Raw genomic sequence first — 14,655 nt, forward strand, 5'->3', positions numbered from 1 at the left:
GTACAGGACGAGTCGCAGCCCCACCGTGCGCGAGGAGCGCCGGCTCCGCCCCGACTGGCACCCCCCGTCGCGCGAGAGGAACGCAACCCCAGTGCCGCCAGCAGCCCCGCGGCGCCCGAGTAGAGCCAGAAGCCGACCCCCACGAGGAGGAACATGACAAGTATCTGGGAGACGAGCACGACGACGGATGACATGCAGACCACAGCCTAGCCACGGGGAAGCAGGACCTCGCAAGGCTAGCACTTGGACGGGGGCGAGTGACGTCGCGCCCTCCCGCCTAGCGCCTGGACTCCCGCATGATCTGCCGCACCAGCCAGAGCCCCAGCACCAGGGCGACCACGTAGCCCACGAAGCCGATGACCGGTATGCCAAAGATGACGGGCTGGATGCGCGCGTAGTACACCACCGAGGACCCTATGAAGAGGCCCGCGATGATGATGCCCATGGTCAGGCGGTCAGCGGCGTGGGCCATGTCGCTGATGGGGTTCTCGGTGCCGGGGAGGTCGAGGTTCATGCGCAGCTGGCCGCGGGTGAGCATCTCCATGGCCGTGTCGGCCTGGGACGCGGCCCTGAGCAGGCCGTGCGAGGCCGAGGCGGACTCCCGGAGATACGAGCGCAGCTCGCCCTTGGCGAGGTCGAGTGGCCTGGTGTGGGCCTTGATGTGGGCCCGCACGATGTCGACCATGCTGGCGTCCGGCAGGAAGCCGTCCACCGTCCCCTCGAGGGTGACGAGGGAGCGCGCGAGCATGGTGACCGTGCCGGGGAGCTCGATGCCGTTCCTGCGCGCCATGCTTATGAGCGAGTTGAGGAAGGCCCCGATGTCCAGCTCCGCGAGGTCCGCCTCGCCGAAGTCCGCGATGATCGAGTCGAGGTCGGCGAGCAGGCTCGCGTGGTCGACGTCCCTCAGGTCCGACACCGAGAAGCGCAGGAGCCCCGCCTTGAGGCCCGCGCTGTCGCGGGCGGCGACGGCAGAGACCATGTCTGCTATGGCGGAGCGGTCGTGGGACGAGAGCCTTCCCATGATGCCCAGGTCGAGGTAGACGATCTTCCCGTCGCGCACCACGAGGTTGCCGGGATGCGGGTCCGCATGGAAGAAGCCGTCGTCGATCATCTGCTGAGTGTAGTTGTCGACCAGCTTGGTGCCTATCTCCTCCAGGTCATAGCCCTGGGCGAGAAGCGCCTCGCGGTCGTCGAAGGGGATGCCCTCGACGTAGTCCATCACCACGACGTGCTCGGTGCAGAGCCTGGGGAAGGGCCGCGGGCAGTCCACGAAGCGGCAGCTCGCGTTGTTCCGGCGGAACTCCTCGAGGCTGTGGGCCTCCACCAGGAAGTCCGTCTCCTCGCGGAAGGACTGCCAGAGCTCGTCCACCACGGATTGCAGGTCGAGGAACTGGTCGTCGCCCATGAGGCCCTGCGCGCGGCGCGCGAGCGAGCGCATGATCGAGATGTCCTGCGCCATGATCTCCTGGACGTGGGGCCGCTGCAGCTTGATGGCCACCGTCTCCCCGCTGACCAGCCGCGCCTTGTGGACCTGCGCCACGGAGGCGGAGCCCAGCGGCACGTCGTCTATGGCGTCGAAGATCTCCTCGATGGGGGTCTCGTACTCCGCGCGCAGCGTCTGGAGCACGAGCTCGCGATCCATGGGCTCCACGTCGGTCCTGAGGCGCGTCAGCTCCTGGCAGAAGCTCTCGGGGAGTATCTCCGACCTCATGGAGAGGATCTGCCCCGCCTTCACGAAGGTGGGGCCCAGCTCCTCGAGGAGCTGCCGGAAGCTGACCGGCGTGAGACCGTGGAGGATGTCGTAGTGGCTCGCGATGGCCAGAATCTCGCGCAGGCGGGCGGCCTTGCTCAGGCGGGAGATGCGGTACCTCCGGGCGTCGCCGGGAAATCCCCCCAGAAGGCCGATGGTGTCGTCGCGCACGGGAGCCCACGGTCCCTTTTCGGAGGGCCCCCAGCCGTCAAGGGGGCCACGGCCTCCCGTGGCCCCCTTGACCTGCGTGCCTTGGTCCCTCTCGCCCTGAGCCATGGGGACCTTCCTACTCGGCGTCCTGCGGCTCCCCGCCGGCCTCGGCATCATCCTCGGCGTCGTCCTCGACGACCTCCTCGGACTCGACCTCGACCTCGACGCGCTGGGCGTCGAGGTCGTCCGCGACCTCCTGGGCATGCGCCAGCCATGACGCGCGCTCCTCGGGGCTCATGGACCGCAGCTTCGCCCTGAGCAGGGCGTCGGATGTGTCGTTCGACGCCTGGCTCACCTTGTGCTTGAGCTCCTCGTTCAGGGCCTTGCCCTGCTCGACGGTGAGCTCGCCCTTCTTGACCAGGTCCTCGATCATGCCCTGGGACTTCTCGGCCCCCAGGGCGACGGCGCCGACGCCGGCCAGAAACGCCTTGCGAACGACCTCGCCAAAATCGTCGATCCCTGCCATTGCGAACCCCTTTCGGCCGCGGGGCGCCCGTGCGCCCCTCCAACATGCCGCCCTTGTACCCAAGACGTCGACGGGCAAGACGCGTCCCGTCGACGGACGGTCTATCCCAAGAGCAGGCCACACAGCTCCGCCACGCTCCGCGCCACGGCCACGGCACCCGCCCCCTCGAGCTCCTCGACGGTCCCGGTGCCGCCCAGCACCACGCCCACGCAGGGCACGCCGCAGGCGCTGGCGGCCTCCACGTCGTAGTGCCTGTCGCCCACCATGACGGCGTCGGCGGCGGCGAGCCCCATCCTGCCCAGGACGTCCCTCATCGTCTGCGCCTTCGAGATGCCGTGGTCGGCGTCCTTTCCCCCGATGACGTCGAAGAGGTCGGAGATGCCGTTGTCCGCCACGGCCCTCCTGAGCAGGCGGGTCCTCTTGGACGAGACGATTCCCAGCCTCTTGCCCGCGGCGCGCAGCGACCCGAGGAGCTCGGGGATGCCCCCGAAGACGGGCCAGGCGGCAGGCCCCAGGGACTCGTATATCTCCCGATACCTGCGCGTCACCTCCTCGGCGTCCCCCTCCGAGAGGCCAAAGACCAGGCTGAATGCCTGGGGGAAGGGCGGGCCCACGAGCTCGCCCGCACGTTCGAGCTCACGCTCGGGGATGCCGAAGTCGCGCAGCACCCTGGTGGCCGTCCCCACGATGAGGGGCTTGGAGTCCGCGAGCGTCCCGTCGAAGTCGAAAAGGACACATCCGCGCTCGGCGAGGGTGGCCCCTCCCATGGCGGTCCCCACCGACCTGGCCTCTTGATCCTGCATGGGCGCGTTCCCTTCTCCTCGTGTTCGCCCGTCCATGATAGCGTCTGGGCCGCCCCAACCTGCCCCCTCGCGCCCGCCATCACGCAAGGTTACAAGCTGCCGTCGCCTTGGGCCGCGCGTGGCGCGACATCTGCCGGGCGCGCTACGATGGCTCTGAGTGCGCACGTTGGCGTCCAGGTCTGGAGGACAGATGGCACGCGTCTTCAACTTCTCTGCGGGTCCCGCGGCCCTTCCCGAGCCCGTTCTGCGCGAGTGCGCGGAAGAGATGCTCGACTACCGGGGGTCAGGCATGTCCGTCATGGAGATGAGCCACCGCTCCCCGCTCTACCAGTCCATCATCGACGACGCCGAGGCGACGCTCAGGCGCGTCATGGGCATCCCCGCCAACTACCACATTCTCTTCCTCCAGGGCGGCGCGACCCTCCAGTTCGCGGGCGTCCCCCTCAACCTCATGCGCCACGGCAGGGCGGGCTACGTGGTGAGCGGCAACTGGTCGCAGAAGGCCTGGCAGGAGGCGCGCAGGTATGGGGAGGCGGAGGTCGTCGCCACGAGCGAGGCCACGGGATTCGACCGCGTGCCGGCGTTCCCCGCCGAGCTCGACCAGGGCCTCGACTACCTCTACATCTGCCAGAACGAGACCGTATTCGGCAACATGATGCGCGACTTCCCCGACGCGGGCTCCGTGCCGCTCGTGGCCGACGTCTCGAGCTGCTTCCTCTCGCTCCCCCTGGACGTGAGCCGCTTCGGCCTCGTCTACGCGGGCGTGCAGAAGAACGCCGGCCCCGCGGGCGTCACCGTGGTCATCGTGCGCGACGGCCTCGTCCAGGACGAGCCCGCGCTCGGCGTCTGCCCCAGCTACATGGACTTTCGCCTCGAGGCGGAGAGGGGATCCATGCTCAACACGCCAAACTGCTGGGGCATCTACGTGTGCGGCAAGGTCTTCCGCTGGGTCGAGGAGCAGGGCGGGCTCGAGGCCATGGAGGCCCGCAACCTCGCCAAGGTCGGACCACTCTACGACTACCTCGACCACAGCGCGCTCTTCTCGCCCAGCGTCCTTCCCGGGCACCGCTCCATCGCGAACGTCTGCTTCAGGACGGGCGACGAGGCGCTGGACGGGGAGTTCGTGACGGGGGCGGCCGAGAGGGGCATCGTGAACCTCAAGGGGCACCGCCTCGCCGGTGGCATGCGCGCGAGCTGCTACAACGCCGTCCCCCAGGAGGCCGTCGACGCGCTCCTCGCGTACATGTCCGACTTCGAGGCGAGGCACCTGCCGCGCACGCGGCCCATCTAGCCGGGACGTGCCCGGCACCTGCGGGGCGTCCCGCGCCCCCACCAAGGAGAAGGTCGCAGACCAAAGGAGAAGGCATGCGCTACGTGAAGGTGATGGACAACATAGCCAAGAGGATCACCCGTGACGGCGAGGCGGAGCTTGGCGAGGGATACCAGAAGACCGACGACATAAGCCAGGCGGACGCGATCCTGGTGCGGGCCAGCGACATCCACGGCATCGACTTCGGCCCCTCCGTGCGCTGCGTCGCGCGCTCGGGCGCCGGCGTGAACAACATCCCGCTCGAGGAGTGCGCCAAGCGCGGCATCGTGGTGTTCAACTCGCCCGGCGGCAACTCCAACGCCGTGAAGGAGCTCGTCGTGGGCATGATCCTGGTCAACTCCCGCGGCACCGCGGGCGGCATCGACTGGGTGCGCAGCAACGCCGGCGACCCGGACATCGTGAGGGCGAGCGAGCGCAGCAAGAAGGCCTTCGTGGGCCACGAGGCCATCGGGCGCAAGGCCGGCGTCGTGGGCCTGGGCGCCGTGGGCTCCAAGGTCGCCAACGCCCTCATCAACCTGGGTCTGGACGTCTACGGCTATGACCCCTACCTCTCCGTCGAGCACGCCTGGCAGCTCTCTCGCGAGGTCAAGCGGGTGGACAGCCTCGAGGAGCTCTGCCAGGGGGCCGACTACGTGACGCTGCACGTCCCCTCGAAGGAGGACACCGTCCACATGCTGGGAGAGGAGCAGGTCTCCCTCATGGCGGACGGCGCGATGCTCCTCAACTACGCCCGCGCGGACATCGTGGACGAGGACGGCGTGGCCAGGTCCCTCGAGTCGGGCAAGCTCGGCTGCTTCGTCTGCGACTTCGCGACCCCCAAGACCACCCGGATGCCCCGCACCCTCATCACGCCCCACATGGGGGCCTGCACCGACGAGGCAGAGGAGAACTGCGCCCGCATGGCCGTGGGCGAGATGAAGGCGTACCTCGAGGACGGCACCATCAGGAACTCCGTCAACTACCCCGACTGCGACATGGGCCCCTGCCAGGGCCAGGGGCGCTTCGCGGCGCTCCACGCCAACGTCCCCAACATGATCGGCCAGCTCACCGCCGCGCTCGCTGGCACGGGCACCAACATCCAGCGCATGAGCAACGCCTCGCGGGGCGCGCACGCGTACACGTTGGTGGACACCGACTCCCCCCTCGACCGCCAGACCTACGACCGCCTGCGCGCCATCCCCGGCGTGTACCGCATCAGGGTGATCAGGCCGGCCCAGGCCTAGCGGCCCACGCGGGCACCGCCTGACGAGCTGCAAGGAGGAATGCAGATGAGAGCCGAGCCCATGAGCTGCCTGCGGCCCACGCCGGAGCGCGCCGCCAGCTTCGCGAGCCTTCCCTACGACGTCTTCGACCGCAGGTCCGCCGCGGCGTACGTCGAGGCGCACCCCGACTCCTTCCTCGCCATCGACAGGCCCGAGACCGCCTTCCCGCCCGACCAGGACATGTACGCCCCCGAGGTCTACGCCAAGGCGGCCGAGCTCCTCAGGGCGCGCGCGCAGGACGGCACGCTCCTGCGCGACGCGACCCCCTGCTACTACGTCTGGCGCCTGGAGCAGGGCGGGCACGCGCAGACCGGCATAGCCTGCGCGTGCGCCGTGGACGAGTACCTCGATGGGACCATCCGCCGGCACGAGGGCACGACCGCCGCCAAGGAGGCGGACCGCATCGAGCACATCCGCGCGACGGGCGCCCAGACGGGGCCGATCTTCCTCTGCTATCGCGACAACTACGCCATCGACGTCCTCGTCCGCGCCGCCGCGCAGGCGAGCCCCCTCTACGACTTCACGGACGGAGAGGGCGTCCGCCAGACCATGTGGCGCATCGCGCGGCCCGCTGCCGTGGAGGCCCTGCGCGCCTGCTTCCAGACCGTGCCCTGCGCCTACATCGCCGACGGCCATCACCGCGCCGCCAGCGCCGTCCATCTGAGCCTCGAGCGCAGGCGCGCCGACGGGCGCCCCGAGGGTGCCTGCGCCAAGGGCGACGAGAGGCCCTACGACCTCTTCCTCTCGGTGCTCTTCCCCGCGAGCCAGCTCAGGGTGCTTCCCTACGACCGCGTCCTGTTCGACACCGCCGGACTCACGCCGGAGGACCTCCTCCGGGGCCTCGACCAGGCCGGCTTCGACCTCATGGGAGAGGGCCCCTCCTTCGCGGTCCCGGGCGCGCGGCACGAGTTCGGCCTCTTCGTGGGAGGCTCCTGGCACGGCCTCAGGCTCAGGGACCCCGAGACGCTCCCGGAGGGTGACCCCGTGGCGCGGCTCGACGCCGGCATACTCCAGGACCGCGTCCTGGGGCCGCTCCTGGGCATCGACGACCCGCGCACGAGCGAACGCATCCGCTTCGTCGGCGGGGTCGAGGGGACGGGCAGGCTCGAGGAGCTCGCCGGCGCGGGTGGGGCGGCCTTCTCGCTCTTCCCCACCTCGGTGGGCGAGCTCATGGCCGTGAGCGACGCGGGACGCCTCATGCCCCCCAAGTCGACCTGGTTCGAGCCCAAGCTCAGGAGCGGGCTCCTCATCCGCCGGATCTAGCCTCCGGCCAGAGCCGCCGCCCCGTATGCACCCTATGCAATCGCCCCAAAACGACCGAATCCGGGGAGGGGCGCGGGCTCTGCGTGTTAGATTGATTGAACATGTAGGGCACCAACGCAGCAGAACGGAAGCGGTCCCATGAGCAGCACTCCCCACCCCCGCAAGGGAACCACCCGCAGGGACGCGGACTCCCTCGCCCGCGGCAGCCAGGCCCACGCCCAGCAGAGTCATCATACGAGCCACGACGGCGAGCACCGCCGGCAGCCCACGGCGACCTCCACCGGAGCGAGCCACTACATCCCCACCGCCACCTACGGGAGCGCCCACCGCAGCTCCCGGCCCCTTGCCGGCCCCAGGGACACGGCCGCCCCCGGCGGTCCCAACCTCACCCGCCGCAACGCCATCGCGCTCGCCGTCGTGGCCGCGCTGGGAGGAGGCGGCGTCTGGTTCGCCACCAGCAGGCCCGTCCAGGTCAAGGTGAACGGGCAGGGACTGAAGGTCACGAGGGGGGCTACCCTCGAGCAGGTGAGGGACGCCGCGTCCCTCTCGCCCAACGCCGGAAACCTCGTCTCGGTCTCGGGCAAGGTGCTCGAGCAGGGCAAGGGCTTCGCCCTCTCCGCCCGCGTGAACGGCGCGGACCTCGACCAGGACCAGATCGGCTCATACCGCGCCAAGGCGGGCGACGACATCCAGATCAGCGACGGAGCCGACCGCAGCGAGGAGTACAGCGCCACGACCAGGGAGGTCCAGCCCAAGCTGCTCATGCAGGGCGGCTACGGCGCCGTTGCCTACGTGTCGCAGTGGGGCAGGCCCGGCAGGGTCGAGACCCGCACCGGCACCACCTCGGGAGAGACCGCAGACACCACCGTGGACGAGGTCCAGGACTGCGTCATCATGCTCCACAACGTGAAGCCCGACAACGACCAGAAGCTCGTCGCCCTCACCTTCGACGACGGTCCCAGCGAGTACACCCAGCGCTACCTGGACATCCTCAACCAATACGGCGCCAGGGCGACCTTCTTCAACCTGGGCAGCCAGGTGGCGGCGTACCCCGACCTGTCGAAGGCGGTCGTCGCCCAGGGGAGCCAGGTGGCGTCGCACTCCTACACCCACCCGGAGCTCCCGACCCTGGACGAGGCGACGCTCCGGGACGAGCTCAAGAGGACCTTCGACGCCATCCGGGATACCGACGGCGTGGGCACCACCGTGATTCGCCCGCCCTACGGCGCCTTCAAGGAGTCCACCTGGCTCAAGTCCGGCGGACTGCTCTCGTGCTCGGTCATCTGGAACCAGGACTCCGAGGACTGGCGCAGGCCCGGCGCGGACAAGATCGCGGCAAACGCCCTGAACGGCATCGCGCCGGGCTCGATTATCCTCATGCACGACGGCGGCGGCAACCGCGACCAGGACGTCGAGGCGCTCCCCACCATCATCAGCAGCCTTCAGGGGCAGGGCTACACCCTCGTCACCATCAACGAGCTCCTGGCCTCCGACAGCTCCATCCCCGACGACATCAAGTCTGGCAACGCCACCCTCCCCGAGGGCTGCGTCTGGCCGACCGAGCTGGGAGACGCCTAGGCCTGGCACCCCTGCCAGCCCCTGACGTGACCTTGTTGCGAATTGCCGAGCTGGTCCCCTTCCCTGGGTATAAACCGGGGGAGGGGACCCGTCGTTTGGAGAACCATGCAGGGACGTCACCACAACATGTCCGCCCGAGGGCTGCTCCTGGCCATCCCCGCCAGCGCGCTCGCAGGCTGCCTCGCCTACGCGGGACATCAGGCGCTTGCCATGCAGAGCCTCGCCTGGGGTCTGGTCGCGACCAGCGCCGCGGCGGCGGGACTGGGGCTCGGCCTCTTCGCCTACGCGGCACGAAGGCACGAGCCGCCTGCCACGTCCCCACGGACGAACGGGCTCGGGACGGGCGAGCAGGCGGAGGGCGGGGACCCCGTCATGACCGCAGTCGTCAGCGCTCCCGAGGTCGGCGGCGAGGTCGCGATCGAGGCCGCGGCTCCCGCCTGGGAGCAGGCGATGGCCCGAAGCGACGCCGCGAAAGCCCCGGAGGAGGGTCGTTCGGGCGACGCGCGCAGCGGGGAGCCTGGCAGCGGAGACGCCCTGCGCTCCGAGCTCGACTACCCCTCGCTCGCGCGGGCCCTCGCGTCCACGACCGACCCCCTCGGCCTCCTCAAGGCCCTGGTGGGCGACATACGCACGCGCCAGGCACGAGTCGAGGGGAGGGGCGACGAGACGCCCCTCCCCGACGGAGGCGACCCCGAGGCCCCCGACGCCCTCGACCCCCTCGCCTTCCGCACGACACGCGTGCGGGAGGACGGGCAGGTCGTGGCACGTCCCTCGGGCCTCGAGCTCTACCTGGCACGCAGGCTCGAGGAGGCGGGGCTCTTCTCCAAGGACATCCGCCTCCCACAGGTGGACGTCGCGGTGCTCTCGTCCACCCAGGGCATCTACCTGCGCATCCTAGAGCCGGAGCTTCCCTATCTGGCAAAGCTCCGCGTGCTTGCCATCGAGGCGGCGCTCAACTCAGTCCGCTATGCGGCCAGCTACTTCGACGAGCCGGGCAGCGTGAGCGTCGAGGACTGCTACAAGCTCGACCGCGAGCTGGCGAGCTCCATCTGCGCCCAGATGCCACCCCTCGACCAGCCCGTGCCCCTCCAGGAGGGCGAGCTCCCCGACGGCGAGTGGACGGTGCGCAGGGCCATCTCCTCGGCGATCGAGAACCTCCAGCTCCCCTACCGGCTCGAGGCGGACTTCCGCTGCAACGTCTCCGACGGCAACGTCGCCATCCAGGTCGAGCTCACGCCGGAGTCGGTGTTCCCCTCGTCCATGTTCGTGAGCGGGCTCGGCGTCGTCCCCAGCACCCGCCAGATGCGCCGTCAGGCGGCCTCTGACTATGCCAGGCGCCTTGCCATCCTCCTCGCCGCGGCGGCCTTCCGGAGCTCGTCCAAGGTCCTCCACGTCTGGTTCGCCGGCGTGGTCAACGGCGCGAGCACGCATCGCTGCTACATCTCGGTCGACTTCGACCGCTGGCGCTTCGCGCGGCTCGACCTCGAGCGCCTGGACGACCTCGAGCGCAGCTTCCGTCCCTTCGTCCCCGTCATGCGCGTGGAGGACGGCGTCCTCCGTCCCGTGCGGCAGGGGTTCAGCCTCGCCGAGGGGCGCTTCTGCCCTCCCATGCGACACCTCCCGCCTTCGCTCAGCACCCGCAGGCTCAGCAAGCCCGTGGCCCGCGCCCTGGGCTGCGAGCGCGTCTACGGGCTCTCCATCGAGGAGGGGGACAAGCGCAACGTCCTGGCCTTCGACATCATGAGGAGGCTGGTCCCCGCCTCCCAGGACGGCTCGGTCGAGAAGAACGTCAAGACCATCCTCGAGCTGGCGGGCGACGACCCCGACCCGTTGGTGAGGTCCGCGGCGGAGCGCTGTGTCACCAAGCTGGTGGACGGCTCGCTCGAGGAGGACGCCATCAGCGTGGGCGACGAGTTCCTGAACGGGGACGCGCTCACCAGGGCGTCGGCCAAGGGCCAGGAGCTCATGGTGGAGGGCCGCTTCGACGAGGCGCGGGCCCTCTGCGAGGCGGCGTTGGCCCCCGTCGACGCGGCCGGCAGCTACGAGGACGCGGACAGGGTCGTCTGGCGCTACTTCGCCAACTTCGTCGACCGCACGCTCTACAACCGGCTCTACGGCAGGGACGGCGTCTCGCTCATGCTCGTGCCCGACGCCTACTTCGAGTGCCACGCGCTCCTCGCGGGCTGCCACGTCGCCGCGGGCAGGGGCGAGGACGCGCTGCGCGAGGCGAGACGGATGGTGGAGCTCGCCCCCCTGGACCGCTCCGCCCAGCTCGCCCTGGCACGCGCGACCCTCGAGGCCCAGGGGCCCGAGGCGGCCGAGAGGGTCCTCAAGGAGGGGCTCGCGCTCGCGCACGACCCGGAGGGCATCGCGGGGTCGTACCTCTCGCTTGCCTGGCTGCTGGGCCAGAGGGGGGAGCACGCCCTCGCCGGGGCCTGCGTGAGGCACCTGCTAAGGCTCCTCCCCCGCCTCGACCTCTCGAGGCTCGCCCAGGCGCAGGGCATGGGGCTTCAGGGCCTGGCGCTCGTCGGCCTGGGGGGACAGTTCCAGGCGGGCGACCCCGAGGCGCTCCTCGAGGAGAACGACATCCCCCTCGCGCCCACCCCAGAGATGAGCAAGGCGTTCCAGGACTGCGCCCGCGCGTCCGTGGACGCGGAGGTCTTCCCCGTGGCGCGTAGCTTCGTGAGCATCCTCAACCGCTTCGACCCGAGCGACGTGCTGACGGGCATCCTGCGCTCCCTGGAGGACGCTCCCGACGCATAGCCGAGTCCCTTCCCCGAGCGCATCCGTCGACGCAAGCCCCCGCCCATCCCAAGGGGTGGGCGGGGGCTTCGAGGCCATGCCAAGGGGCCTGCTGCTCGTTGGGCTCCGAAGTGGAGAGCCTAGCGGACGGGGCGCGCCTCCTTGAAGCCATGCTGGCAATAGTGGCGGTAGTACTGGGAGAGGTCGTTGCCAAAGGCCCGGTCGAGGTCGGGGTTGGCGGCACGGTAGGCCCTCACGTCGAAGTTGCGGCTCGACCTTTTCCCCTCCCTCATGCCGGACTCCGCGAAGTGGGCGAGCGCCGCCTCGGGGCTCCCGCCGAAGGCAGCCCTCAGGTCGGGGTTGGACGCCAGGTAGTACTCGCAGTCGAAGACCATGCCGTAGTCGAAGCCCTGGTACACGAACGGCGCGTTGGGCGAGCCGGCATGGGAGATGCCATCACGCAGCCAGTCGTTCCTGTTCCTGACCCAGGTCGTCAGATAGTCGACGTTCCCGGCCCAGCTGTCGAAGGGCCTCACCGTGTTATCGAAGTGCGTGATGCCGAAGACGGTCTCGTTCATCCGCTCTGAGGCGGCAAGCTCGCCGCGATAGAAGGCGATGGAGCGCAACTGCCCTTCCCCGCCCCGGGCGGAGCCGCCACCCAGCAGGACCTTGTCGACCAGCGGGGAGAGCTGGCCCCCATAGACCTCCCCCATGCGCTTCCGCACGGCCGCGATCCTGGGCACCCAGGCCCCGTTGATCAGGCTGAAGCCCTCATAACGAGAGAACTCCGAGTCATAGTGGTCGGTGCGGGTGCCGCCGCAGGAGTCGAAGTCCCAGACGGGGGCCCAGACGAAGGTCTTGCTCCCGGCGTCGAGATAGCAGTAGGTCGACGTCCCAAATGCGTCGACGTTCTTGAGGAGCTCGTTCAGCAGGTAGGTCTTGGCGAGGGAGTCGAGGTCGAAGGAGTAGCCGTCACTCAGGTTGAAGCGCCCCTTGTCGGCGTTTGCCATGGCCTCGCGCATGGCGGCCGCCACGTGGAGCACCGCCTTCTCCGAGGCCACCTCGGGGTTCTTCAGCACGAAGTGGCCATGCTGGGTCGAGAACCAGCTCTTCTCGCCCTTGTGCCAGGCGTCGTCCAGCTCGAGCAGGTAGCCGCCGCTCAGGTCCTTGGGGTCGCGCACCCCCGGCACGCAGGAGTACTCGAGGCCACCTGCGCCCTTGCGTATGGCGGCAGGGAGGGAGTCGAGGTCAACGCCCTCGTTTGCCTTCTTGTAGTCGTCCTCGAGCTTGTGGATGTCCACGCGGCCGGACCCGACGTCGACCTTCTCGGTGAGGAGGTAGCTGCCGCGGTACTCGCCGTCGTAGTACAGGTCCACCGGGGCGCACTCCACGCCCAGCATGCCCAGCTCACGGGCAAGGTCGTAGGCTATGCTGCTGCGCATGAGCGTGGGGTCGGCGGCGTTTGCGAGGAGCACCCACTTCTTGGACTGGTTCTCCTTGTTGCCCGTCGCGAGCAGGTCCGCCTTCTTGCTGAGCGAGACCTGGTACGGCTTCTTGTTGCCGATGCCCCAGGTCGAGTTGCCCCTGCCCTTCACGGTCGAGAGCTTGCCCTTTGACGCGTCGTCCCTCTCGTATATCACGCCACCACGGGCGTCGACCGCGCTCACGACCACCTTCGCCTTGCGCTCGTGCCTGGGGTCGGCCTCGACGTAGGCACGGCCCCTCGCCTTCGCGTCCTCGCTCGACAGGTAGATGGTCTCGATCCTGGCGGAGCGCATGATCGTCAGGCTCTGGGGGCTCAGCCTGGGCGCCATCCTGAGCGAGAGGGACAGGTCCCCCTGGCCGTTGGCGCTTCCCAGCCTCCTCAGCGCCGCGAGCGTGAGGGGGCCATCGACCCTCGACTCCCTCCCGCCCTGCTGGACGTAGGGGCGCAGCAGGTCTCCCGCCCAGTCCGTGAAGCGCACGACGGTCTCGTCCGTCGCGTGCGAGGGAAGGAAGAGGTAGCTCCCGCCGTCCAACTGGGTGGAGCGGACCTCATGGCTGCCCCCCTCGCTGCCGACCGACGCCGCGGCGCAGGTGGCCGCCCCATACCAGGCGACCCCCTCGCCATTCCATCCCACGGAGGTCAGGTGGGAGTCCTCGTTCCTGGAAACCGTGAAGTTGTGCGCGCCCACCTTCGCGTTGGGGTTGTACTCGCGCAGGAGGGGAACGCCGCCCTTCCCTGCCGAATGCCAGCCCACGCCCTCGTAGCGCCAGCCCACGTGCACGAGCGTCCTGCGCTCCTCGTCGCTCAGGGTGTAGTGGTGGTCGCCGGCGTTGGGGTTGTAGAGCCTGAACACGTCGAGGCCCGTCCTGGGCGCGATCCAGCCGACGCCCTCGTAGCACCAGCCCACGTGCACGAGGTTGTCGCGCTCCTTGGGCGAGGTGGTGTAGAAGTGCTCGCCGCTGTTTGGGTTGTAGAGGCGGTGCACGTCGTCGTAGGAAAGGGTCGACTCCTTCCCCTCGGCCAGAGCCTGCTTGGCGGAGGGCTGCGCGACGGGCGCGGTCGACGCCTTCTTCGCCGACTTCGCCGTGGCCGTTGCCCGCGACGTCGCCTTGGCCTTGCCGGAGTTCGTGGCAGGGGCGGCGAGCTCACTCGCCATCAGGACGGGCTCCTTGGCCTCCATCGGCTCGGGGGCAGCGGAGGGCCGCGTCTCCACGACGCCCCCCTCGGGAGCTGTCGCCGCCTCGCCCTCGGCCACTTCGGGGGCAGTGCCTTCGGTTGCGTGGCCTTCCCCCTCGTCGGAGGCTGCGGGGGCTTCTTTCTCGTCGGAGGCTGCGGGGCCTTCCTCCTGGACGGGCGCCACGTGGACCACGGCATCCTCCGCCGTGCCCGGCGCACCCGCCCCATCCCATGCCTTCGCGTCCCCCTGGGGGGAAGCGACCGGCTCCTCAGGCCCGTCGGGCCGGCCAAGCTCGTCCGGAATCGTTGCGCCCCCTTCCTCGTCCGACGTCGTGGGGGCGGAAGCCGTGACCTCGCCGAGGCCTCCCGAGGCCGGTGGCGTCGCCGGCTCGACGGCACACGCGAGGGACGTGGGCAGCAGCGCCGCCGCAAGGATCGCACCAGAGATGCAGGCAAGCCCCTGAGCACCCTTTAAGCGCATGTGGGGGTCCTTTCGATCAAAAAATTTTCCACACCTCTCCTAGTATAGGCCGTGGCATGGAAATGACAGGAACCATTCAGCCAAACGGCGCGGCCGAGGCAGGACGAT

9 protein-coding genes are annotated in these 14,655 nt (G+C 69.6%); 5 read left to right on the forward strand and 4 right to left on the reverse strand.

Annotated features, from left to right (window positions below):
* Positions 1-277 precede the first annotated feature (277 nt).
* The 3 genes from HMPREF1868_RS06420 to HMPREF1868_RS06430 form a co-directional block, all read right to left on the reverse strand.
* Complete coding sequence (locus HMPREF1868_RS06420; RefSeq protein ID WP_009279033.1) at positions 278-2,026, reverse strand: ABC1 kinase family protein; 1,749 nt, start codon at positions 2,024-2,026, stop codon at positions 278-280.
* A 10-nt stretch (positions 2,027-2,036) separates the two neighbouring features.
* Positions 2,037-2,426, reverse strand: coding sequence for a phasin family protein (locus HMPREF1868_RS06425; RefSeq protein ID WP_009279032.1), 390 nt, complete (start codon positions 2,424-2,426; stop codon positions 2,037-2,039).
* A gap of 101 nt (positions 2,427-2,527) precedes the next feature.
* Complete coding sequence (locus HMPREF1868_RS06430; protein ID WP_009279031.1) at positions 2,528-3,229, reverse strand: HAD family hydrolase; 702 nt, start codon at positions 3,227-3,229, stop codon at positions 2,528-2,530.
* Between the two features lie 190 nt (positions 3,230-3,419).
* On the opposite strand from HMPREF1868_RS06430, the gene serC reads away from it, so the two are divergent.
* From serC to HMPREF1868_RS06455, 5 genes are all read left to right on the forward strand, one after another.
* Positions 3,420-4,520 (forward strand): 3-phosphoserine/phosphohydroxythreonine transaminase, encoded by a 1,101-nt coding sequence (gene serC, locus HMPREF1868_RS06435; protein ID WP_062531354.1) that lies wholly within the window; start codon positions 3,420-3,422, stop codon positions 4,518-4,520.
* A 74-nt stretch (positions 4,521-4,594) separates the two neighbouring features.
* Entirely contained in the window at positions 4,595-5,782 is a 1,188-nt protein-coding gene (locus HMPREF1868_RS06440; RefSeq protein WP_062531355.1) for a phosphoglycerate dehydrogenase, read from the forward strand.
* A 45-nt stretch (positions 5,783-5,827) separates the two neighbouring features.
* Positions 5,828-7,084, forward strand: a complete 1,257-nt coding sequence (locus HMPREF1868_RS06445) for a DUF1015 domain-containing protein (RefSeq protein WP_062531356.1) — start codon at positions 5,828-5,830, stop codon at positions 7,082-7,084.
* Between the two features lie 138 nt (positions 7,085-7,222).
* Positions 7,223-8,662 carry a polysaccharide deacetylase family protein gene (locus tag HMPREF1868_RS06450; RefSeq protein ID WP_062531357.1) on the forward strand — a complete coding sequence of 480 codons (1,440 nt, stop codon included), beginning with the start codon at positions 7,223-7,225 and terminating at the stop codon, positions 8,660-8,662.
* 105 nt (positions 8,663-8,767) lie between these two features.
* Entirely contained in the window at positions 8,768-11,425 is a 2,658-nt protein-coding gene (locus HMPREF1868_RS06455) for a tetratricopeptide repeat protein (protein WP_062531358.1), read from the forward strand.
* 119 nt (positions 11,426-11,544) lie between these two features.
* Here HMPREF1868_RS06455 and HMPREF1868_RS09600 read toward each other — a convergent pair whose 3' ends face one another.
* Positions 11,545-14,547 carry a CotH kinase family protein gene (locus HMPREF1868_RS09600; protein WP_082719569.1) on the reverse strand — a complete coding sequence of 1,001 codons (3,003 nt, stop codon included), beginning with the start codon at positions 14,545-14,547 and terminating at the stop codon, positions 11,545-11,547.
* Positions 14,548-14,655: the final 108 nt, after the last annotated feature.

It is taken from the genome of Olsenella sp. DNF00959, assembly GCF_001553055.1.
GTDB classification, from domain to species: Bacteria; Actinomycetota; Coriobacteriia; order Coriobacteriales; family Atopobiaceae; genus Olsenella_I; species Olsenella_I phocaeensis.